The sequence below is a fragment of the Amycolatopsis sp. NPDC051128 genome (assembly GCF_040682715.1).
Taxonomy (GTDB): Bacteria; Actinomycetota; Actinomycetes; order Mycobacteriales; family Pseudonocardiaceae; genus Amycolatopsis.
In genome coordinates, this window is the sequence record NZ_JBFBBN010000069.1 from 23209 (window position 1) to 45368 (window position 22160).

The following is a 22160-nucleotide window of genomic DNA, read 5'->3' on the forward strand; positions in this document are numbered from 1 at the left end:
TCCCAGGTGGGCCCGGTCCCCCGGGATTCAGGGCCGGTCCTGTCCTGAATCGCGCCTACGGTGCCCGGTATGGCTGTGAACTGGACCAAGGAACTGACCGACCAGCTCGACTTCCACTGGAAGGTGCTGGTGCGCCCGAAGCTCGAGGGGCTCACCGACGACGAATACCTCTGGGAACCGGTCGCGGGCTGCTGGACCGTGCGGCCGCGGAAGTCGGACGACGAGCCCGGCACGGGCCCGTTCACCATCGACTTCGCCTTCCCGGAGCCGTCCCCGCCCCCGGTCACGACCATCGCGTGGCGGCTCGGCCACATCCTCGTCGGCGTCCTCGGCGCGCGCATCGGCTCGCACTTCGGCGGCGCGCCGATCAGCTACGAGACCTACCCCTACCCCGGGACGGCCGCCGAGGCGCTGACGCGGCTCGACGACCTCTACGCGCAGTGGATTTCCGGAGTGCTGACCCTGGACGGCGAGGCCTTCGCGCGACCGTGCGGCCCGGCGGAGGGGCCGTACGCGGAGTACCCGATGGCGACCCTGGTGCTGCACATCAACCGCGAGGTGATCCACCACTGCGCCGAGGTGCTCCTGCTGCGCGACCTCTACCGCCACCAGCCGTGACGGGCGCCCGCGCCGCCGGCCGTGACCCGTCCGGGTGGGGGTCCGCCGATCGGGTCTCCGCCCGGATTACGTTGGTACGCATGGACATGATCACTCCCGAGCCGCGCCCCGCCTGGATCGCCGGCCGCCCGGAGCCGGGCGCCACCACCTTCGTCGTGCGCCACCCGTACGACGGCAGCGAGGTCGCCACGGTCGCCGTGCCCGGGCCGGACCAGGTCGAACGCGCGGTCGCCGCCGCGGTGTCGGTCGCCAAGGAGTTCCGCCGCACCCCCGCGCACGTCCGCGCGGGCGCGCTCGACCACGTCTCCCGCGTGCTCGCCGCGCGCGCCGAGGAGATCGCCGAAGTGATCACCGCCGAAAACGGCAAACCGCTCAAGTGGGCCGAAGCCGAGGTCAAGCGCGCGGTGTCGGTGTTCCGCATCGCCGCCGAGGAGGCCCGCCGGTTCACCGGCGACGTCCAGCGCCTCGACACCGACCCCGCGGGCGAGGCGCGGCTGGCGCTGACCCGCCGCGTGCCGCGCGGCCCGGTGCTCGGCATCGCGCCGTTCAACTTCCCGCTCAACCTGGTGGCGCACAAGGTCGCGCCGTCGCTGGCGATCGGCGCGCCGATCATCGTCAAGCCCGCGCCGCGGACGCCGTTGTCGGCGCTGGTGCTCGGCGAGGTCCTGGCCGAAACCGACCTGCCGGAGGGCGCGTTTTCCGTGCTGCCGCTGGGAAACGACGAAACGCGGGCACTGGTCGCCGACCCGCGGCTGCCCGTCGTGTCGTTCACCGGCTCCGGCCCGGTCGGCTGGTCGATCCAGGACGCCGCGCCACGCAAGCACGTCGTGCTCGAACTCGGCGGCAACGCGGCGGCCGTGGTGCTGCGCGACTGGCCCGACCCCGAAGGCGCCGCGCACCGCATCGCCACGTTCGGCAACTACCAGGCCGGGCAGTCCTGCATCGCGGTGCAGCGGGTGATCGTCGACGCCGCCGTCGCCGGCGAGTTCGTGCCCGCCCTGGTGGAAGCCGTGCAGGCGCAGCGAACCGGTGACCCGTACGACCGCGACACCGATGTCGGCCCGGTGGTCGACGAAGCCGCCGCCGAACGGATCATCGCGTGGATCGACGAGGCGGTCGAGGCGGGCGCGAAGGTGCTCACCGGCGGCACCCGCGACGGCGCGACCGTCGCCCCGACGGTGCTCACCGACGTCCCGCCGGGCACCAGGGCCTGGGCGGAGGAGATCTTCGGCCCGGTGCTCGCGGTGTCCGTTGTGGACGGTGTGGACGCCGCCTTCCGGTCGGTCAACGAATCCGCGTACGGCCTGCAGGCGGGGGTGTTCACCACCGACATCCAGCTGGCGTTCAACGCGTCGGCGGAACTGGAGGTCGGCGGGGTGATCATCGGCGACGTCCCGTCCTACCGCGCCGACCAGATGCCGTACGGCGGCGTCAAGGGTTCCGGCGTCGGCCGCGAAGGCGTCCTGTCCGCGATGCACGACCTGACCGAGGAACGCGTCACGGTGTTCACCGGCATCGACCTGTAGTCCGTCCATGCCCCCGCCGCCGCCCTCAACGGAGGAGCTTCGCTCCGCTGATCAGCTTCCCACGCTCTGCCCGAACCGGAAGACGTTGAAGGGGTCGTACTTCTTCGCGACGTCCGCGAGGCGGCCGGCGTTGTCGCCGTAGTAGGCGGCCTTCCAGTCGGGCAGGGCCGGGTCGATGTAGTTGACGTACCCGCCGCCCGCGCCGACGGCGGCGAGGCCCGCGACGACGTCGGCGACCGACTGCGCCGCCTTGTCCCGGCTCTTCGCCGTCGCCTGGGCGTAGACCTGCACGCTCGCCAGCGCGTCGCGGTGCCAGAACGCCGTCGCGTTCTTCGCCGGCTCGGCGACCTTCCCGCCGAGAGCGTCGATGAGCAGATCGGTCCCGGTGCGGCCCTCGGCGAGGGCGACGACCTTGGCGGCGTCGACCGGCGTGGTGATGATCCGCGACGACGCGACGAACGTCTGCCGGGCCGAGCCACCCTCGAAGAACCGCATCCCGCCGAGGTAGTCCAGGCTGCGCACGGTGCGCTGCGCCGGCCGCGCCCCGGCGTTGGTGATCAGGTTGTTCAGCAGGGTGTTCAGCCCGGCGGTGCCGCCGACGTAGCAGCCGCTGACGCGGCACTGGACCGGCGACCCGCCCGAAAGGACCACGTTCGCCCACAGCTCCGGCGGCGTCGCGGCGATCCAGTTCTGCCACACGGCGAGCACGTCGGTCGCGGAACCGGCCGGGAAGTGCAGCGAGAACACGGTCAGGTTCGGCGCCGGATCGGTGTCGAACGTGAACTCGGTGACGATGCCGAAGTTGCCGCCGCCCCCGCCGCGCAGCGCCCAGAACAGGTCCGGTTCGGAACTCGCGGACGCGGTGAGCAGCCGGCCGTCGGCCGTGACGACCTGCGCGGACCTCAGGTGGTCGCAGGTCAGGCCGTACTTGCGGGAGAGCACGCCGATGCCGCCGCCGAGGGTCAGCCCGGCGATCCCGACCGTCGGGCACGACCCGGCGGGCAGCGCGCGCCCGGCCCGCGCCAGCGCGGCGTAGACGTCCTTCAGCTTCGCGCCGGCGCCGATCACGGCCTGGCCACCCTGGACGACGACCTTGTTCAGCGCGGACACGTCGACGACCAGCCCGCTGTCGGGCACCGAGTACCCGGCATAGCTGTGCCCGCCGCTGCGCGCGGCGAGGGTCACGCGCCCGGCCGCGGCCTGGACGCAGGTCTGGACGTCCTGGGCGGTCGACGCCGTCGCCACGGCGATCGGGTTGTTGTTGTCGAAGAGCGGGTTGAACGCGCGCTTGGCGTTGCCGTAGCCCTCACTGTCCGGGCGCAGCAGCCCGCCGGTCAGCTTCGCGCGCAGTTCGTCCCAGTTCGGCGGGCCGGTCGGCAGCCGGCTGGCGGGCGGCCCGGAGGCCGACGGGGACGCCGGAGCGGTCGACGCGACGGGCGCCGAGGGGCTGTCCGGCCCACACGCAGCGACGACGGCGCCGGCCGCCGAAACGCCCGCGAGCCGGAGGAACGCCCTTCTGCCCAGGTCCATACGGTCGTAGACGTGCGGTCGTCCGCCGGGTTGTCCCTGGTCGTGCTCGGCCACCGCGTCAGTCCAGCCTGCTCATGCTGTCCACATCGGACTCCTCCGTGCCGGGGACGCCCAGTCTAGATCCGTCGCCGGGGCGGCCGCCCGGCGACGTCCACGCGGGCCGCCGCTGGTCAGCGCCTCACGACCAGGCGGGGACGGGTGGCACATCACCGTCGAGGGCCGAACCGTCGGAGCGTCCGGTGAGCCACGCCAGCAGCTCGCCGGCGGAGCCGGTGACCGGCGCGCCGGGGGCGGCGCCCATCGTCCACTCGAACCCGCCCGCGACCAGGCGCAGCGCCGGCAGGTGGGCGCTCCGGGACGTGATCGCGTGCTGGACGACGTCCTCGGTGAGCGGGCCGAGCAGCCCGAGGACCCGGTCGAGGTCGTAGCCGCGGTCGAGGTCGGCGAGGTGGATGGCCAGCTCGGACAGCCGCATCCGCGCCACGACGGCGCCGGTGACCGGGGCGCCCTGCCGGTTGCGCGCCTCGCGCGCCCACGCTTCGTCCGGCATCGCCCCGGCGTACTCCTCGAACCGCGCGGCGGACGCGACGAAGTCGGCGAGGATGTCGGCGGACCCGCGCCGGGCACCGGCCTCGATGTCGGCCTCACGAGCCTCGGGGCTGGGGTACATCGGCGTCTCGACCCCGGTGTTCGCCCAGGTCAGCAGGTTGCCCAGGCCGTCGGCGTTGCGCGCGACGTGGGTCAGGACGTGTGCGCGCGACCAGCCGGGCAACGCGCTGGGCGCGCGCAGCTCGGGCTCGCCGAGGCCACCGATGGCCCGCGCCCATTCGTCGTCGAGCTTCCGGATGCCGTCGAGCAGCGCGTGCGCCTTCTCGGATGCCGTCACGGCTCCGAGTCTAGGAGGATCGGCGCAGCGCGGCGGGTGCTTCCGCCGGAACGGCCGGGTTCTTCGGCGCGACCGGCCGCAACCGGGCGTACGGCGCGTCCTGCGGCGGGCGCGCGTCCGCCTCGCCCTTGTTGGGCCAGAACGAGAACGCCCGCTCGGCCTGGGCCGCGATGGTCAGCGACGGGTTCACGCCGAGGTTGGCCGTGATCGCCGCGCCGTCGACGACGGACAGGCCGGGGTAGCCGAAGACGCGGTGGTACGGGTCGATCACCCCGTCTTCCGCCGTGGCGCCGATCGGGACGCCGCCGATGAAGTGCGCCGTCAGCGGGATATCGAAGATCTCGCCCCACGTGCCGCCCGCGATGCCGCCGATGTGTTCGGCCGTGCGCTCGTTGGCCTCGTGCCCGGCCGGGATGAAGCTCGGGTTCGGCTCGCCGTGGCCTTGCTTCGACGTGTACTTGCGCCGCCCGAACAGCCCGCGCCTGGTGTACGTCGTGATCGAGTTGTCGAGGCTCTGCATCACCAACAGGATCACCGTGCGCTCGCTCCAGCGGTACCCGTTGAGCATCCGCGCCGACTGGATCGGGTGCCTGAGCAGGAACCGCGCGAGCTGCCGCCAGCGCGGCACCGGCGAAGCGCCGTCGGTGGCGATGGTCTGCAGCAGGCTCATGGCGTTGCTGCCCTTGCCGTAGCGGACCGGCTCGATGTGAGTGTTCTCGTCGGGGTGGATCGACGAGGTGATCGCGACCCCGCGGCTGAAGTTACGGCTTTCGTCGACCTCGGTGCGGGCCGCGCCGATGATGGCCTCGGAGTTGGTGCGGGTGAGCTCGCCGAGCCGGCGCGACAGCTTCGGCAGCGTGCCCGTGTCCTTCATCCGGTGGAGCAGGTTCTGGGTGCCCCAGGTGCCGGCGGCGAAGACGACCTGCTCGGCGGTGATGGTGGTCCGGAACTTCTTCGACGTCGTCCCGGTCTTCTTGAGGCTGACCTCGTAGCCGCCGTCGAACGGCGTCACGGCGGTCACCGTGGTGAGCGGGATGACCCGCGCGCCGTCCTGCTCAGCGAGGTAGAGGTAGTTCTTGACCAGCGTGTTCTTCGCCCCGACGCGACAGCCGGTCATGCAGGAGCCGCATTCGGTGCAGCCGGTGCGCTCGGGGCCGGCACCGCCGAAGTACGGGTCCGCCGCGCGCTCGCCGGGCTTGCCGAAGTAGACGCCGACGGGCGTCGGGTGGAAGGAGCCGGCGACGCCCATGTCCTTCGCGACGTCGCGCATCACGACGTCCGACGGGGTGACGCTCGGGTTCGTGACGACGCCGAGCATGCGGCTCGCCTGGTCGTAGTGCGGCGCGAGCTCGGACTCCCAGTCGGTGATGTGCGCCCACTGCCGGTCGGCGTAGAACGGCTTGAGCGGCCGGTACAGCGTGTTCGCGTAGACGAGCGACCCGCCGCCGACCCCGGCGCCGGCCAGCACCATGACGTCGTTGAGCATGTGGATGCGCTGGATCCCGTAACAGCCGACCTGCGGCGCCCAGAGGTAGCGCTTGAGGTCCCACGACGTCTTCGCGAACTCGTCGTCGGCGAACCTGCGCCCCGCTTCGACGACGGCTACGCGGTAGCCCTTTTCGGTGAGCCGCAGCGCCGCGACGCTGCCGCCGAACCCCGACCCCACCACGACGACGTCGTAGTCGAGGCCACCCGCACCGGTGGTGGTGTTACTGGCAGTCACACCTGGAGCGTAACTGCGCCCCTCCGTTCTGACTAGAGGTAAGTTACTCGCCAGTCACCCGATCGGGGCTTTTCGGGAGCGTGTGTTTGTGGGTATCTAACCGGTAGTTCGATGTTCACGTCGGCGCTGGACCGACGGGGACACGATTCGAGGAGGCACCACGATGAGCCCACGAACGCTCACCGGTTGGCGCAAGTCGAGCCACAGCCACTTCGAGGAGAACGCCTGCGTGGAGATCGGCTTCGCGCCGGACGCGGTCGGGGTGCGGGACACCAAGCAGGCCGGACGGCCGGCCCGCCCGGTGCTCGTCTACTCCACGGCCGCCTTCACGGCCTTCCTCGCGCACGTCACCGGCGAACGGTGAGCCCCACCCGCTGAAACTCCTTGAGGTCCGAGTAACCCGTCTTCGCCATCGCCCGGCGGAGCGCCCCGAAGAGGTTCACCACGCCTTCCGCGTCGGACGATGGCCCGAACAGCAGGGTCTTGAGGTCGACCGCGTAGTCCGGCCCGGCCGCCACGCGTGAGCGCGGCAGCGACGGGTGCGCGGCCGCCGCGGTCCAGTACAGGCCCTGGCCGGGCGCGTCCGACGCGGCGGCCAGCGGGGAGCCCAGCATGACGGCGTCCGCGCCGCACGCGATGGCCTTGGCGATGTCGCCGGACACCGTCATGCCACCGTCGGCGAGCACGTGGACGTAGCGGCCGCCGGTCTCGTCGAGGTAGTCGCGGCGGGCGGCCGCGGCGTCGATGATCGCCGTGGCCATCGGGACGCCGATGCCGAGGACGCGATCGGTGCTCGTCACGCCCGGCGTGTAGCCGTGGCCGACGATGACGCCGGCGGCGCCGGTGCGCATGAGGTGCATCGCCGTGCGGTAGTCGCTGACGCCGCCGGCGATCACCGGGACGTCGAGCCGGCCGATGAATTCCTTGAGGTTGAGCGGTTCCGTGTCACGCTGCACGTGCTCGGCGGAGACGATCGTGCCCTGCACGACGAGGATCTCGACGCCGGCGGCGATCAGGTCAGGGGTCAGCTCGGCGGCGTGCTGCGGGCTGACCCGCGCGGCCACCGTGACGCCGGACTCGCGGACCGTCTTGATCGCCTCGGTCAGCAGGTCGAGCCGGATCGGCGCGGAGTGCAGCTCCTGCAGCACGCGGCCGACCGCGGTCGGGTCCTCGAGGTCCTCGGCCGCGCGGACCAGCTGGAAGATCGCGTCCTCGACGTTCGCGTGCCGGGCCCAGAGCCCTTCGGCGTTGAGCACGCCCAGCCCGCCCAGCTCGCCGACGGCGACCGCGGTGCCGGGCGAGACGATCGCGTCGGTCGGGTGCGTGACCAGCGGCAGGTCGAAGCGGTAGGCGTCGATCTGCCAGGCGGTGGACACCACCGCGGAGGACCGGGTCCGCCGCGACGGCACGATCTCGATGTCGTCGAGGTCATACGCCCGCCGCGCGGTGCGGCCCATCCCGATCTCGACCAGGTCCCGCACGTGAAGCCTCCTCGAACGACGACGATCTGCCGTGCCCCATTGTCGATGGTCCGGGTGGGTGACTCGCGCACGGGGGTCTAGACCCGCACGAACACGGCGACCGGCGCCAGCAACGCGCCCAGCGCGAGGGCCAGCCAGGTCGCCACCGGCGGGTAGACGTTCAGCCGGACCGCGCCGAAGTACACCGCGCCCAGGGCGAGCAGCGCGGCGACGATCAGCAGCACCGGCCGGACCACGCCCGGCCGCAGGTCGACCACGCTGCCGCCGGCCCGCAGGTACGCGATGGCGCCGTCGGCGGTCGACACGTCGAGCGCGACCGGCTGCCCGGCCGGCAGGTCCAGGCCGGGACCGACCGCGGTGACGCGGTAGTGCCCGCCGTCCGCGGCGTCGACGGCGATGGTGTCGCTCACCGCGTCTTCGTCACCGCCGACCGGGAGCCTTCCCCGCTCGTGGGCCACCACCTGCCCTTCGACGCGGTACGTCGGCGCGTCCCGGCCGGCCAGCACCTGGCACATCAGGCAGACCATGCCGCCGAGGAACAGCGAAACGAGGGCGACCGCCGTGAAGAACACCTTGCGGAGCACGCGCGTGAAGCGGCCGACCGTCATGCCCTTCAGTGCACACCACGATGGCCACGCAAGGCGATAGACCGATTACCGTAAGCACGCTAGGTCACGAAGGCTCAGAAGGAGACCTTCTCCACGGAGTCCGAACGCAGTACCGACTCCTGCTGGAACTGCTTCCGGTAGTCGGTCCGGATCTCTTCGATCTCCCGCTCGGCGGCATGGTCGGCGAACGGGTACAGCAGCACGATCACGTGCGTGTGCTCCCGCACGATCGCCCCGGAGCCGCCGCGCCACTGGCCGTTTCCGTCGAGCCGGGTGAAGCCGCCCGGGAACGCCGGGGTGATCTCCTGGTCGGAGAACGCGGCGAACTCCTTGTCGGTCACTTCGGTGCCGTCCGGCTTGCCGGTGCCGAAGAACAGCTCGGTGCGCTTCCAGATCTCCCCCGGCGACGTCTGCGCCGTGGTCGCCGTGCCCGGAGACGCCGAGGCGGACGCCGCCGCCACCCCGCCGCCGAGCCCGAGCACCGCCGCCGCGGCCACCGCCGCCACCGCCCTTCGCGAAACCGCCATCGCGCTCCCTCCCTGGTCCTCGCTCGACGAGAACAGTCTCGCGAGCCGGGACCGGGAAGGGAACGTCCGATGGGGCGGACTCAGCGCGTCGTGTAGTTGGGCGCTTCCACGGTCATCGTGATGTCGTGCGGGTGGCTCTCCTTGAGCCCGGCCGCGGTGATCCGCACCAGCTGCGCCTCCTGCAGCTCGGCGATGGTGTTCGCGCCCGCGTAGCCCATGCCCGAACGCAGGCCGCCGACGAGCTGGTGCACGACGTTGGCCAGCGGCCCGCGGAACGGGATCCGGCCTTCGATGCCTTCGGGGACCAGCTTGTCCTCGCTCAGCACGTCGTCCTGGGCATAGCGGTCCTTCGAGTACGACTTCGCCTGGCCACGCGACTGCATCGCGCCGAGCGAACCCATCCCGCGGTAGACCTTGAACTGCTTGCCGTTGACCAGGATCAGGTCACCGGGCGACTCGGCGGTGCCGGCCAGCAGGCTGCCCAGCATCACCGTGGACGCGCCGGACGCGATCGCCTTCGCGATGTCGCCGGAGTACTGGATGCCGCCGTCGCCGATCACCGGGACGCCCGCCGGGCGGCACGCCTGGTCCGCCTCGTAGATCGCGGAGATCTGCGGGACGCCGACGCCCGCGACGATCCGGGTGGTGCAGATCGAGCCAGGGCCCACCCCGACCTTGACCCCGTCCGCGCCCGCGTCGACCAGCGCCTGCGCGCCCGCCCGCGTCGCGACGTTGCCGCCGACGATGTCGACCGAGTCGCCCAGCTCCTTCTTCAGCAGCGAGACGGTGTCGACGACCGCGCGGGAGTGCCCGTGCGCGGTGTCGACCATCAGCACGTCGACGCCCGCGTCGGCCAGCGCCATCGCGCGCTTGTGCCCGTCCAGGCCGACGCCGACCGCGGCGCCGACGATGAGCCGGCCGTCCGGGTCCTTCGTCGCCCTCGGGTACTGCTCGGTCTTCACGAAGTCCTTGACCGTGATCAGCCCGCGCAGCTTGCCCGCGCCGTCGACGATCGGCAGCTTCTCGATCTTGTGCCGGCGCAGCAGGCCGAGCGCCGCGTCCGCGGACACGCCGACCTGCGCGGTGACCAGCGGCGGCTTCGTCATGACCTCGGACACCGGGCGGCTGTGGTCCACCTCGAACCGCATGTCGCGGTTGGTGATGATGCCCACCAGCGCACCGGACGCGTCAGTCACCGGCACGCCGGAGATGCGGAACTTCGCGCACAAAGCGTCGACCTCGGCGAGCGTCGCGTCCGGCGCGCACGTGACCGGGTCGGTGACCATGCCCGCCTCGGACCGCTTGACGACCTCCACCGCGGCGGCCTGCTCGTCGATCGGCAGGTTGCGCTGGAGCACGCCGATCCCGCCCTGACGGGCCATGGCGATCGCCATCCGAGCTTCGGTGACGGTGTCCATCGCGGCCGAGACCAGCGGGATGCCGAGGGAGATGTTCCGGGTCAGCCGCGTGCTGGTGTCCACCGCGCTGGGCACGACGTCCGATTCGGCCGGCAGCAGCAGCACGTCGTCGAAAGTCAGGCCGAGCATGGCGAACTTGGCCGGAACGGGGGCGGTGATGCCGTCGCTGGTCATAGCGGGTGAAGGGCCTTCCTGGCGCGGGATGAGCGGGGTCGCTGTGGCGACTCGGAGCCTTCCCCTCATGATATCCGCCGCGCCGCTCCCGCCCCGGGCGGTGGGCGAGCCACCGGGGCCGCCCGGTACCGTGCTGGCCGTGGCGCATGATGTCCTGCCTCCAGACCCGTTCGCGGACGACCCGGACGACCCCGCCCGCGCATTCCTCGACCACGAAGACCGGCTGGACGAGCCGATCAGCGACTCCGAACGCACCGAGCTGCTGGCCGATCTCTCGGATCTGGCCGTCTACCAGGCGCTCCTCGAGCCCCGTGGGGTGCGCGGGATCGTCGTCGACTGCGGTGAGTGCGACGAACCGCACTACCACGACTGGCACCTGCTGCGGGCCAGCCTGGAGCAGCTGCTGGCCGACGGGCGGATGCGCCCGCACGAGCCGGCCTACGACCCGAACCCCGGCGACTACGTCAGCTGGGACTACTGCCGCGGCTTCGCCGACGGCGTGACAGCGAACGAAAGCGCCTACTGAGGCCCGCTGGCACGACGCACCCGCATCAACTCACGAAAGAGCCCTGGTGAGCAAGGTCACCAGGGCTCTTTCGCGTCCTTCGGAGACTACGGCGATTCGGTGACGCCCTGCGGCTCACCGCCGGCGGACTCGCTGCGCGGCGTTCCGGGGTCGTTGCCGCTCGCCGCGACCGTGGTGGTCGGCGGCGGGGTCGGCGTCGGAGTCGGCGTCTCGGTGGTCGGCGGCGGGGGCGTCGGGGTCGGCGTCCCGCTGCCCGGGAGGCTGGTGGTCCCGCTGCCGCTGCCCGGAATCGACGTCGCCGAGCCGGCCGGCGGCGTCTGCGTCGGCGAAGCGCCGGGCACGACCGGCGGCGCCGAGGTCAGAATCGGGCCCTGGACCGGGGCCTCGGGGTTCTGCAGCTGGGCGGCGAGCTGCCGGTGCTGCTCCATCAGCTGGTCGCGGTTCTCGTCGTCGGTGACCTGCGACAGCGCGGCCTGAGCGTCCTGGAGGGCCTGGCGGGCGACGTCGAGGTTGCCGCCGGCGATCGCGAGGTTGGCCTTCTCGAGGTCGAGCTTCGCCGTCGCGGCCGCCTCGACCGAGCGGGTGTGGTCGGAGTAGAGGACCTTCGCGAGGCCCCACAGCGTGTCGCCGGGTTGCGCGGAGCGCGCGGCCAGCCCGGTCCCGGTGAACGCGATCGCCAGCACGGCGGCGGCGACGGCGACGGGGACGAGCAGCCTGCGGCGGCGTCCGCTCGAAGAATGCCGCTTCGCGAGAGCGGACGTGGTCACGGCGCGCACAGCGGTGTCGACGTCGACGAGCTCGGCCAATGGCTCACTGTCGATGTCTCTTCGCCACGCCACCAGCAACGAATTGAGCTCCTGGTCGCCGAGACCGTCGGCAAGCGCCGGATCGGACCCGCCGAGCGCGTCGAGCAGCGCGTCGTCGGCCTGTACGGCCGACAGGTCGGCGGCGAACTCCGCCTCCGACGCCGTCAGGCCACTGCCGAAGACGTCATCGGGCTCGAAACTCTTCTCGTGACCGGTCACTCAAATCACCTCCTCCGCGGCCAGGACCTTTCTCAGCCGCGCGAGGGCGCGGTGCTGGGCGACGCGGACGGCGCCGGGGGTGGAGCCCACCGCATCCGCGGTCTCCTCCGCCGACAGGCCGACGACCACGCGCAGCACCACGATCTCCCGCTGCTTGTCCGGCAGCACCTTCAACAACTGTGACATCCGCTCGTTGAGCTCACCTTGCAGCGCCCGCTGCTCGGGGCCCACCCCGACTTCGACCTCGTCGGGGATATCGGCCACCGGTTCGGCTCGGTTGCGCGCCGCCGCGCGGTGCGCGTCGGCGACCTTGTGCTGGGCGATCCCGTACACGAACGCCAGAAAAGGGCGCCCTTGGTCACGGTACGAAGGCAACGCCGTTAGCACCGCGAGACACACCTCCTGCGCAACGTCGTCCGCCGAAGCGAACGATCGCTCCTGCCTGCCAACCCGGGCGCGGCAATACCGCACTACCAGTGGACGGATAGCAGCCAGCAGCCGCTCCACCGCCTGGGGATCTCCCTCGACAGCAGCGGCGACCGGTTCATCCAGTCCATCCCCCACATTGGCCATCGCAGACAACAGTCCCAGTGTTACGTGTAGGCGTGCAAAGAGTCCGGTTCGTGGTTGCCTCCACCGCGGGCCGGTGACCGCTACCGTACCGTCGGCCGACACAGGAGCGGCGCGCGCGGTCTTCACCGGCGTGCCGCACCCTTCGGAGCGGCGAAAATACGGATTGTCCTGCTGACTCGCGGTCGTCGTCGTCGATGAGAACGAGCGAGCCGGGTCGGGGGTACGAGTTCCGCCGGACGAACGGAACCGCGGGCGAAGAACCGCCCGGGAGGCTGCCGCGGAGGGCGCCGGAATGTGATGGGGACCACACAGGTACGGGCCAGGGCAGTGCGCCCTGGCCCGTCGTCACCTGTATTCCGGCCGTGTCAGGATCGAGGAGAGTGCCGCGCGGAACGGGTCAGCTGACCAGGCCGCGGCGGAAGCCGTGCGCCACGGCCTGCGCGCGGTCGCGCACGCCGAGTTTGCGGAACAGCCGCCGGGCATGGGTCTTCACCGTGTCCTCGGACAGGTAGAGCTCGCGGCCGATCTGGCCGTTGCTCTTGCCCTGGCTCATCCCGCGGAGCACCTGGAGCTCGCGCTCGGTCAGCTGGACGCCCGGATCGGACGGCTGACGGGGCGCGGGCACCGAAGTGCTCGCGAGGGTGTGGGCCAGTGCGGCGACCAGCTCCGGCCGGGACGCGTCCCAGCGGAGGTAGCCGCGTGCGCCGCCGGCGATCGCCGCGGCGATGCTGCCCGCGTCGTCCGGAGCGCCGAAGACGATGACGTTCGCCTGGGGGTTGGCCGAGACGAGCCGCCGGGTGGCTTCGACACCTGTCGGGACCGCGCGTTGCGTCCCGACCAGCACGACGTCGACGGGCTGACGGGAGTACCGGGCCAGCAGCTCGTCACCGTGCGCTACGCAGTCGATGCGACTGACCCCAGGGACCGCGGACATCACTCGGGTGAGCCCTTCACGGACACTGCGTCGGTCGTCGCAGATCAAGACCGTCGTCACGGGGTTTCCTTCCTGCAGCCGGGTGACATTCCACTTCCCCTATCGGACGCTTTAGCCCGAACCTTGACACGATCCGGTGGCTTTTTTTGAAACTTCTTAGCCCGGATGCCGGAACACCCCATTCCGACGGCTCAAGCACCGCTCAACTACCCCGGGCGGGAACCCATGGTGATTCCCCCGCGATCCTCCTCCCGCAAGGATCTGCGCTTCGTAACACTGCGTGCAACACCTGAGCCACTCTGAATCGATACTCCTCGGCGTGTCCTGGGCGTAGATCGGCCGCGACGAGGGCCGCCGGCCACAAAAGTGAAAGCAATTCGCATTCCTCGGCCGTCGCGATCGCATTTCCGACAAGGTCGTCCGAAATCTCCTGGTGATCGGGGGCGCCGACCGCCCGCAGTGCCACGGCCAGCACGATCCCGGATTTCGTCGCGTGCCGCCGCGCACCCCGCGCGAGCGCCGTTTCGAATGCGCGCCGGGCGTGCGGCACAGCGGCGGCGCCCTGACCTGCGGCGAGTTCGATTTCGGCGCCGACCCAGCCGCCGCGGACCCGGGCGCGCCACCCGGCGTCCTCCGCCGCGGCCCGGCCGGCCAGGCGCCGCGCCGCGCCCAATCGGCCCAGCGCGAGGTTGTCGGCGGCCAGGCCGAGCAGGGCGTCGGCCCGCGCGCCCGCCGCGTCGAGGCCGTCCGGATCCGGGTCACCGGTCAGCGGGGCGGCTCGCGCGAAGGCCTCACCGTCGAGCGCGCGGGCGTGCCGGTGGCCGCCCAGCTGCCGCCGGTGGGAGCCGAGAGTGCTGGCGGCGAGGGAGGCGAGGAAGGGGTCGCCTTGCCGCCTGAGCGGGTCGAGGAGTGTCGCAGCGGCGGCGTACCGGCCCTGGGCGCCGAGGACGATCGCGGCCAGCAGGCGCTCCCTCGGGGTCTCGGCACCGCGCACGACGGCCGGGCCGGGCAGCGGATCGCTCCCGAACGCGGCGGCCCGGAGGGCGGGTTCGTGCACGCGTCCTTTCTAGCGGGTCCCCACCGACAAAACCATGATCGAAGTGGCCGGACGCGCCCACGCGGCGTCGCGAACGGCTCAGCCGGGACGCCGGAGGTCCGGAATGGGTCATTCGCGAGGTTCGACGCCGAGCTGGGGTGGCCAGGCGCCGGCCAGGACGTGCTCGATCCGGTCCGCCGCGCCCGGCAGGTCGGGCAGCAGCTCCACCGTCTCCGGCAAGCCGGCCGGGTCCCAGCCGGGCCCGCACGCGAACAGCCTGCCGCGCTGCCGCCCTCGCGAGATCCGCGCGAACAGCCGGGTGTCGGCGACGCCGCGCCGGTGCGCCCAGAGCACGACGGCCGCGGGCGCGCTGCGGCGCACGGCGACGGCCAGGACCTCCGCCGGCAGCGGGACACCGAACAGCTGGGCGCCGATCCGCCGGCCCGCCAGCGACGCGGCCAGCGCGTACATCGGCATCGTGTCGCGCTCGTCGGGCACGCAGCCCAGCAGCACCGGGCGGGTGTTGCGCGGCTCGTCGAGCACCGGTGTCGCGCGCACCAGCGCGGCGAACACGCACTCGGCGAGCAGGTACTCGACCTCGGCGCCCGCGGTGGCGCCGCGCCAGCGGGCCCCGAGCGCCGACAGCACCGGCTCGATCACGCCGGTCCACGCCGGGAGGACGCCGAGGTCGGCGATGGTCTCGGCGAGCATGCGCTGCACCGCGCCGACGTCCATGGCGAGCGCGGCGGTGCTCAGCCGCCGGGCGAGGCGGGCCCGGACCTCGTGGCCGTCGTCGGCGGCCGTGGCACCGGGGCGCTCTCCGCTCTCCTCCGGCTGGGGCGGTCCGGACCGCGGCATCTGCTCGAGGGCGTACCGCGCGGCCTCGGCAGTGGACGCGCCGCTGAGGAGCGCGCGCTGCATCAGTTCCAGCCTGCCGATGTCGGAGGTGCCGTAGCGGCGGTGGCGGCCGTCGGTGTGCCGGCTGGGGCCGAGCCCGTAACGGCGGTCCCAGGTTCGGAGGGTGGACGGGGCGACCCCGAGCCGGCGGGCAACTGATGCCACCGGCAGGGTGGGTTCATCGGTACCCGATCCAGCTCCCACGAGCCTCAATATCCAGGCACTCAGCGGAGTCGGCAACCGGAGGCGAAACCCCTGCTCACACATCCGGGGGATGCCTAACGGCTGAATCGCCCCGAATCGCTTGAACAACTATTGGCGCGCTTCTAACGTTACCGCCGTTGCACCGAATGGACTATCGGCACCACCGCAGAGCAGCTAGCGGCATCGACCGAACGACGGAGGCGGTCAGGATGGCAGACACGCGCAGGCTTCCAGGACCCAACGCCGACATGTGGGACTGGCAGCTCGATGGGTCGTGCCGGGGAATGGACAGCGCGTCCTTCTTTCACCCGGACGGCGAGCGCGGCCCGGCGCGGGCACGGCGGGAGGCCAGGGCGAAGGCGGTCTGCCTGAGCTGCCCCGTCCTGGAGATGTGCCGCACCCACGCGCTGGCGGTGCACGAGCCCTACGGGATCTGGGGCGGGCTTTCGGAGTCCGAACGCGAGCACCTCATCAAGTCCGACAAACGCGCGCTCAGCATGTCCGGCGGCTGAGCGGCCACGGACTGAGCGACCACAGACAGCGGAGGGCGGCACCGGGTGGGGTGCCGCCCTCCGTGCCGTTCGGGCCGGGAACGAAGCGGGGCGGCACCCCTGGAAGGGATGCCGCCCCGGTTACGGACGTGCTGCGCGTCAGTGCGAGTGGCCGTGTCCCGCCGCGGCGGGCTCCTCCTCGGCCGGCTTCTCGACCACGGAGCTCTCCGTGGTGAGCACCAGCCGCGCGATGGAGGCGGCGTTCGCCACCGCGGACCGGGTCACCTTGACCGGGTCCACGATGCCGGCGGCCAGCAGGTCGGTCAGCTCGCCGGTGGCGGCGTTGAAGCCCTGCCCCCAGCTCTGCTCCCGCACCTTGTTGACGATGACCGCGCCCTCGTGGCCCGCGTTGGTCGCGATCCAGAACAGCGGGGCGGACAGCGCGTCACGCACGATCTTGACGCCGGTCGCCTCGTCGCCCTCGAGGCCGAGGAAGCCGTCAAGCTCCTTGACCGCGTGCACCAGCGCCGAACCACCGCCGGGCAGGATGCCCTCCTCGACGGCCGCCTTGGTCGCCGCCACGGCGTCCTCGATGCGGTGCTTGCGCTCGTTGAGCTCGGTCTCGGTGGCCGCGCCGACCTTGATCACCGCGACACCGCCGCCGAGCTTCGCGAGCCGCTCCTGCAGCTTCTCGCGGTCCCAGTCGGAGTCGGTGCTCTCGATCTCCTTGCGGATCTGGGCGATCCGCGCCTGGGTGGCGTCCTTGGTGCCGGCGCCGTCGACGATCGTGGTGTCGTCCTTGGTGACGACGATGCGCCGCGCGCTGCCGAGCGAGCCGAGGTTCGCGTCGGCCAGCTTCATGCCGATCTCCGTGGAGATCACCTCGCCGCCGGTGACGACCGCGAGGTCGTCCAGGAACGCCTTGCGGCGGTCACCGAAGAACGGCGCCTTGACGGCGACCGCGGTGATCGTCTTGCGCAGCGAGTTCACCACGAGGGTGGACAGCGCTTCGCCGTCGACGTCCTCGGCGATGATCAGCAGCGGCTTCTTGGCCTCGACGACCTTCTCGAGCACCGGCAGCAGGTCCGCCAGCGAGGAGATCTTCTCGCGGACCAGCAGGATGTAGGCGTCCTCGAGGATCGCCTTCTGCTCCTCCGGGTTGGTCGCGAAGTGCGCCGAGAGGAAGCCCTTGTCGAACTGGACGCCCTCGGTGATCACCAGCTCGGTCGCCAGGGTCGACGACTCCTCGATGGTGATGACGCCGTCCTCGCCGACCTTCTCGACGGCTTCGCCGAGCAGGGCGCCGATGTTGGCGTCACGCGAGGTGACGGTGCCGACCTGCGCGATGTTTTCGCGGCCCTTGACCGGGGTGGCCTTGGCCTTGAGGACCTCGATGACCTTTTCCGCGGCGGCCTCGATGCCGCGGCCGATCGACGCCGGGTTGGCGCCGGCCGCGACGTTACGCAGGCCGACCTTCACCAGCGACTGCGCGAGCACGGTCGCGGTCGTGGTGCCGTCGCCGGCGACGTCGTTGGTCTTGGTGGCGACGCTCTTGGCGAGCTGGGCGCCGAGGTTCTCGAACGGGTCGTCGAGCTCGATCTCCCGGGCGACGGTCACGCCGTCGAGGGTGATGGTCGGGCCGCCGAACTTCTTGTCGAGCACGACGTGGCGGCCCCGCGGGCCGAGGGTGACCTTGACCGCGTCGGCGAGCTTGTTCACCCCGCGTTCGAGCGCGCGACGAGCGTCCTCGTCGAACTTGATCTGCTTGGGCATGGCGTTTCCGCTTACCTTTCGGTGGGTCTAGAACGCAAGAACGCCCCGTCCCCCGGCTTGTGCGGGGCCCGGGGCGTCATGCGCTGCGAGCGGACGTCAGTTGATGACGGCCAGCACGTCGCGGGCGGACAGGATCAGGTAGTCCTCACCGTTGTACTTGACCTCGGTGCCGCCGTACTTCGAGTAGATGACGACGTCGCCGACGGAAACGTCGAGCGGGACACGGTTGCCCTTGTCGTCGATCCGGCCCGGGCCCACGGCCAGGACCTTGCCCTCCTGGGGCTTTTCCTTCGCGGTGTCGGGGATGACGAGGCCGGAAGCGGTCGTCTCCTCGGCCTCACTCGTCTGGACAACGATCTTGTCCTCGAGCGGCTTGATGTTCACGCTCACCGGGTTGACCTCCACGGTCGTCGAAAGCGTTGGCAGGATGTGGTTACGGCTCTACCACCCCCGCCGTCGCGGGTGCCGGGGCTGTCGGGCCGTGCGATTAGCACTCTAGCCATGGGAGTGCCAGTCGTGCAAGGAGGGTGCACCTCCTGGGCGACAACGCGCCTGACCGGCCTCTTTGTCGCACGGTACCCGCGTCATCACCGATGCCGGTCGCCGCACGCCCACCTTGAGGGAGCGCGCCATCCGGGCGTCCGGCGGTGCGCGGAACCGGCTGCGGCACTTACCCCCGCCGTGAGTTTCTGGTTAGGTTCTGACTTCTGGCACCTGCACCCTGGGGGTTCATGCCCATGTCCCGCCCCGTCCCGAGAACGGTGGCCGTAGCGGCCGCCGTCACCCTCCTCACCGGCCTCGCCGCTCCGGCGCAGGCCGACACCACCAGTCAGCGGCAGCGCGACTTCGCCGCCGCCGCCGCCGAATTCGGTGTTCCGCAGAACGTCCTGCTCGGCGTCTCCTACCTGGAGTCCCGGTGGGACTTCAACGCCGGCACGCCGAGCACCTCCGCCGGCTTCGGGCCGATGCACCTCACCGACCTGCGCGAAGCCGGAACCGGTGGCACGCACCACGACGAGGGGTCCGAAGACCCGCGCGGTGACGACGCCCGTCCCGCGCGCCACCTCCAGGCCGGGCCCGCCGCCCCGCCGCCGACACTGCAGACCGTCGACGAGGCCGCGCGGCTCCTCGGCGCCGACGCCGCGACTCTGCGGACCGACGCGACGCAGAACATCCGGGGCGGCGCCGCCCTGCTCGCGAAGTACCAGCGGGACCTCGGCGCCAAGGACTGGTACGGCGCCGTCGCGCGCTACAGCGGCTCCGCCGGCCAGGCCGCCGCGCAGACCTTCGCCGACGAAGTCTTCGACACCATCAAGAGCGGCGTGTCCCGGACCACCGACGACGGCCAGCGGATCACGCTGACCCCGACGCCGGACCTGGCCGTCCCGCGGCACGCCGAAACCGCGGCCGCGAACGTCGAGTGCCCGAAGAGGGTCGCCTGCGAGTCCGTCCCGGCGCCCTACCAGGAACTGCCGGACGACGACTACGGCAACCACGACCTCGCCGACCGGCCGAACAGCCAGAAGATCGACCACATCGTCATCCACGACACCGAGGGCTACTGGGACAACGTTCTCCAGCTGGTCCAGGACCCGACGTACGTGAGCTGGCACTACACGATCCGCTCGGCCGACGGCCTGATCGCGCAGCACGTGCCGACCAAGGACGTCGCCTGGCAGGCCGGGAACTGGTACGTCAACGCGAAGTCGATCGGCATCGAGCACGAGGGCTTCGCCGCGAAGGGCACCTGGTACACCGAAGCGATGTACCGGTCGAGCGCGAAGCTCGTCCGCTACCTCGCGCACAAGTACGACATCCCCCTCGACCGGGCGCACATCATCGGCCACGACAACGTGCCCGGCACGACCCCGGTGACGATCCCGGGCATGCACTGGGACCCGGGCCCCTACTGGGACTGGTCGCACTACTTCGACCTGATGGGCGCGCCGCTCGGCGGGTTCGGGCTGCCGGGCTCGTCGCTGGTCACCATCGACCCGGACTTCGCGAAGAACCAGCCCGCGTTCACCGGCTGCGGCGGCCTCGGCACCACCTGCGTGCCGCGGGGTTCCGAGGCCGTCGTGCTGCACACGCAGCCCAGTGAAACCTCGCCGCTGCTGGTGGACGTCGGCCTGCACCCGAAGGGCACGGCGTCCACGATGGACGTCGCCGACGTCGGCAGCCGCGTCGCGACCGGGCAGCGGTACGCCGTCGCCGACGTCCGCGGCGACTGGACGGCGATCTGGTACCTCGGGCAGCAGGGCTGGTTCCACAACCCGCGCAACGCCCGCGTCGCGAAGCCCGCGATCGGCTGGGTCGTGACGCCGAAGCCCGGCCTCGCGTCGGTGCCGGTGTACGGGCGCGCCTACCCCGAGCCCGAGGCCTACCCGGCGAACGTGAAGGTGCAGGCGATCACGCCGCTGCCGTACACGCTGCTCGCCGGCCAGAAGTACTCGTCGGGTGGGACGGTCGGCTCGGAGTACTACTCGGCGACCACCTTCGACGTGGCCGACCACGTCGTGGTCAAGGGCAAGCTGAAGTACGTCCAGATCCAGTTCGGGCACCGGATCGCGTTCGTCAAGGCGGACGACGTCCGGATCCTGCCCGCGTTCTGACCGGCTCGGCGAAGGTCGCGCTCACGCGTCGAGCGCGACCTTCGTCCTGCGATGAACAGCGGAAGCCTTGTCATACTTGGGTTCCGATGCCCATTCGGCAGAGCCGACGGCGGACTTGCTACGCCATCCAGGTGAGTTCACGGCGACCTGCGAAAACGGCGCCGAGGAACACTCGATCCGGTGATTCAGGAATTTTCGCGTGCTATTCGAGCAGCCATTCGCGATAGTCGATTCGCGAAATCTCCGAGAAACCGACATCGGATGGGGGCCGTCGGCGTGCGCCCCTCGCACGCCGGCGGCTCCGCGGCGAAACCGCGGAGCCGGGACACTGGACCAGGTGGCGAAGGAGCACCGCGGGGTGGACGTGATGTTGCTGGCCGGGACCCGGCCGGAAGCGCTCAAGCTCGCGCCGCTGGCGCTGGCGCTCCACGCGCATTCGGCGCTGCGGCCGATCCTGGTCCACAGCGGCCAGCACGCGGGCATGGTCGAGCAGGCCCTGGTCCCGTTCGGCCTGGCCGTGGACGCGTGGCTCGACGTGCCGCCGCGGATCAGCGGAAGTCAGGCGGAACTCGTGGCGGGCCTGCTGCCCGCACTCGACGACGCGCTGCGCCGGCACGCCCCGGCCGCGCTGGTCGTCCAGGGCGACACCACGACGACGCTCGCGGGCGCGCTGGCCGCGTTCTGGCTGGGCATCCCGGTGGTGCACCTGGAAGCCGGGCTGCGCACGCACGACCTGGCGGCGCCGTTCCCCGAAGAAGGGGCACGGCAGATGGTGTCGCGGCTGGCAGCGCTGCACCTGGCGCCGACGCTCGCCGCGGCGGCCGAGCTGCGCGCGGAAGGCGTTGCGCGGCAACGAATCGCGGTCACCGGCAACACCGTCGTCGACGCCGTGCTGGAGATCGCGGCGCGGGACCTGCCGGCGCGGGACACGGCGCTGGCGCTGCTGGAGATGGAGATCGCGGAGGCGGGCGAGCGGCTCGTGCTCGTCACGTCGCACCGCCGCGAGTCCTGGGGCGAGCCGCTGGAGCGGACCCTGGCCGCCGTGCAGCTGATCGTGGCCGAGCACCCGGACGTGCGGGTGCTGTTCCCGGCACACCCGAACCCGCGGGTCAGGGACCAGGTGGAAGCCGCGCTGGACGGCTTGCCGCGCGTGACGGTCACGGACCCGCTGGAGTACCCGGACCTGGTGCGCGCGCTGCGGCTGGCGTCGCTGGTGCTGACGGATTCCGGCGGCATCCAGGAGGAGGCGCCGACGTTCGGCACCCCGGTGCTGGTGCTGCGTGACGTCACCGAGCGCGCGGAAGTCGTGGCGGCGGGCTGCGCGTGGCTGGTGGGCACGGACACCGCGCGGATCGCGGACACCGCCGCGCGGCTGCTTCGGGGTGACCTTCGCACGACTCAGGTGGGAAACCCTTACGGCGCGGGAAATGCGGCACTGCTGGCGGTAGCGGCGATCGCGGAGTTCCTGGGAGCCGGCTCCCGGTCGAAAGTCCGTGAATGTCGCTCGGAGTCATGGGGTCGTTGCAACACCGCCTGGTTGAGAGGGTGGGTTGTGGTGAGGGTGCGGAAGTTTCGGTGGTTGCCGCGGTCGGTGGTGC

General features: G+C 71.6%; 21 protein-coding genes. 7 read left to right on the forward strand and 14 right to left on the reverse strand.

All coding sequences use genetic code 11. The features are described 5' to 3' along the window. The first annotated feature begins 69 nt into the window (after window positions 1-69). Together AB0M82_RS41880 and AB0M82_RS41885 are read left to right on the forward strand one after the other, a co-directional pair. Complete coding sequence (locus AB0M82_RS41880) at window positions 70-618, forward strand: DinB family protein (protein WP_364734676.1); 549 nt, start codon at window positions 70-72, stop codon at window positions 616-618. 80 nt (window positions 619-698) lie between these two features. Beyond that, window positions 699-2144, forward strand: a complete 1446-nt coding sequence (locus AB0M82_RS41885; RefSeq protein WP_364734678.1) for an aldehyde dehydrogenase family protein — start codon at window positions 699-701, stop codon at window positions 2142-2144. A 51-nt stretch (window positions 2145-2195) separates the two neighbouring features. Here AB0M82_RS41885 and AB0M82_RS41890 read toward each other — a convergent pair whose 3' ends face one another. The 3 genes from AB0M82_RS41890 to AB0M82_RS41900 form a co-directional block, all read right to left on the reverse strand. Next, window positions 2196-3674, reverse strand: coding sequence for an FAD-dependent oxidoreductase (locus AB0M82_RS41890; protein ID WP_364734706.1), 1479 nt, complete (start codon window positions 3672-3674; stop codon window positions 2196-2198). A gap of 178 nt (window positions 3675-3852) precedes the next feature. Next, window positions 3853-4560, reverse strand: coding sequence for a maleylpyruvate isomerase family mycothiol-dependent enzyme (locus AB0M82_RS41895; protein WP_364734680.1), 708 nt, complete (start codon window positions 4558-4560; stop codon window positions 3853-3855). 10 nt (window positions 4561-4570) lie between these two features. Then, window positions 4571-6283, reverse strand: coding sequence for a GMC family oxidoreductase (locus AB0M82_RS41900; RefSeq protein WP_364734682.1), 1713 nt, complete (start codon window positions 6281-6283; stop codon window positions 4571-4573). A 163-nt stretch (window positions 6284-6446) separates the two neighbouring features. Here AB0M82_RS41900 and AB0M82_RS41905 point away from each other — a divergent pair, with 163 nt between their 5' ends. After that, a complete protein-coding gene (locus tag AB0M82_RS41905) occupies window positions 6447-6647 on the forward strand; it encodes a DUF397 domain-containing protein (RefSeq protein ID WP_364734684.1) in 201 nt (66 codons plus the stop codon). Here the strand turns inward: AB0M82_RS41905 and AB0M82_RS41910 are convergent. The 4 genes from AB0M82_RS41910 to guaB all read right to left on the reverse strand — a co-directional run bounded on the left by AB0M82_RS41910 (window position 6631) and on the right by guaB (window position 10491). Then, entirely contained in the window at window positions 6631-7764 is a 1134-nt protein-coding gene (locus tag AB0M82_RS41910; protein ID WP_364734686.1) for a GuaB3 family IMP dehydrogenase-related protein, read from the reverse strand. The two genes, AB0M82_RS41905 and AB0M82_RS41910, sit on opposite strands and share 17 nt — an antisense overlap. A 77-nt stretch (window positions 7765-7841) precedes the next feature. Next, window positions 7842-8372: a hypothetical protein gene (locus AB0M82_RS41915; protein WP_364734688.1), complete on the reverse strand. Its 531-nt coding sequence runs from the start codon at window positions 8370-8372 to the stop codon at window positions 7842-7844. 74 nt (window positions 8373-8446) lie between these two features. Beyond that, window positions 8447-8899: a DUF3574 domain-containing protein gene (locus AB0M82_RS41920; protein ID WP_364734690.1), complete on the reverse strand. Its 453-nt coding sequence runs from the start codon at window positions 8897-8899 to the stop codon at window positions 8447-8449. Window positions 8900-8979: 80 nt separating this feature from the next. Further along, the gene (gene guaB / locus AB0M82_RS41925) at window positions 8980-10491 is read right to left on the reverse strand and encodes an IMP dehydrogenase (RefSeq protein WP_364734692.1); all 1512 of its coding nucleotides are present in this window, start codon (window positions 10489-10491) and stop codon (window positions 8980-8982) included. A 130-nt stretch (window positions 10492-10621) separates the two neighbouring features. Here guaB and AB0M82_RS41930 point away from each other — a divergent pair, with 130 nt between their 5' ends. Beyond that, window positions 10622-11017, forward strand: a complete 396-nt coding sequence (locus tag AB0M82_RS41930; RefSeq protein ID WP_364734708.1) for a DUF5319 domain-containing protein — start codon at window positions 10622-10624, stop codon at window positions 11015-11017. Between the two features lie 86 nt (window positions 11018-11103). Here the strand turns inward: AB0M82_RS41930 and AB0M82_RS41935 are convergent, their stop codons facing one another. From AB0M82_RS41935 to AB0M82_RS41955, 5 genes are all read right to left on the reverse strand, one after another. Beyond that, window positions 11104-12042: an anti-sigma-D factor RsdA gene (locus AB0M82_RS41935; RefSeq protein ID WP_364734694.1), complete on the reverse strand. Its 939-nt coding sequence runs from the start codon at window positions 12040-12042 to the stop codon at window positions 11104-11106. Continuing rightward, window positions 12043-12615: a sigma-70 family RNA polymerase sigma factor gene (locus tag AB0M82_RS41940; protein ID WP_364734710.1), complete on the reverse strand. Its 573-nt coding sequence runs from the start codon at window positions 12613-12615 to the stop codon at window positions 12043-12045. A 397-nt stretch (window positions 12616-13012) separates the two neighbouring features. Beyond that, the gene (locus AB0M82_RS41945) at window positions 13013-13609 is read right to left on the reverse strand and encodes a response regulator transcription factor (protein WP_003073605.1); all 597 of its coding nucleotides are present in this window, start codon (window positions 13607-13609) and stop codon (window positions 13013-13015) included. A 142-nt stretch (window positions 13610-13751) separates the two neighbouring features. After that, a complete protein-coding gene (locus tag AB0M82_RS41950; RefSeq protein WP_364734696.1) occupies window positions 13752-14606 on the reverse strand; it encodes a hypothetical protein in 855 nt (284 codons plus the stop codon). Between the two features lie 108 nt (window positions 14607-14714). Continuing rightward, the gene (locus tag AB0M82_RS41955; protein WP_364734698.1) at window positions 14715-15647 is read right to left on the reverse strand and encodes a MerR family transcriptional regulator; all 933 of its coding nucleotides are present in this window, start codon (window positions 15645-15647) and stop codon (window positions 14715-14717) included. 248 nt (window positions 15648-15895) lie between these two features. Between AB0M82_RS41955 and AB0M82_RS41960 the strand changes: the two genes are divergently transcribed. Further along, window positions 15896-16198 (forward strand): WhiB family transcriptional regulator, encoded by a 303-nt coding sequence (locus tag AB0M82_RS41960; RefSeq protein WP_364734700.1) that lies wholly within the window; start codon window positions 15896-15898, stop codon window positions 16196-16198. 138 nt (window positions 16199-16336) lie between these two features. Here the strand turns inward: AB0M82_RS41960 and groL are convergent, their stop codons facing one another. Then, window positions 16337-17950 carry a chaperonin GroEL gene (gene groL, locus AB0M82_RS41965; protein WP_364734702.1) on the reverse strand — a complete coding sequence of 538 codons (1614 nt, stop codon included), beginning with the start codon at window positions 17948-17950 and terminating at the stop codon, window positions 16337-16339. A 96-nt stretch (window positions 17951-18046) separates the two neighbouring features. Further along, window positions 18047-18340, reverse strand: a complete 294-nt coding sequence (gene groES, locus AB0M82_RS41970; protein ID WP_007031106.1) for a co-chaperone GroES — start codon at window positions 18338-18340, stop codon at window positions 18047-18049. Window positions 18341-18687: 347 nt separating this feature from the next. On the opposite strand from groES, the gene AB0M82_RS41975 reads away from it, so the two are divergent. Both AB0M82_RS41975 and wecB read left to right on the forward strand, forming a co-directional pair. Further along, complete coding sequence (locus AB0M82_RS41975) at window positions 18688-20562, forward strand: N-acetylmuramoyl-L-alanine amidase (RefSeq protein WP_364734704.1); 1875 nt, start codon at window positions 18688-18690, stop codon at window positions 20560-20562. A 358-nt stretch (window positions 20563-20920) separates the two neighbouring features. Continuing rightward, on the forward strand, window positions 20921-22160 hold a 1240-nt coding region (gene wecB, locus AB0M82_RS41980), incomplete at its 3' end, for a UDP-N-acetylglucosamine 2-epimerase (non-hydrolyzing) (RefSeq protein WP_364734712.1).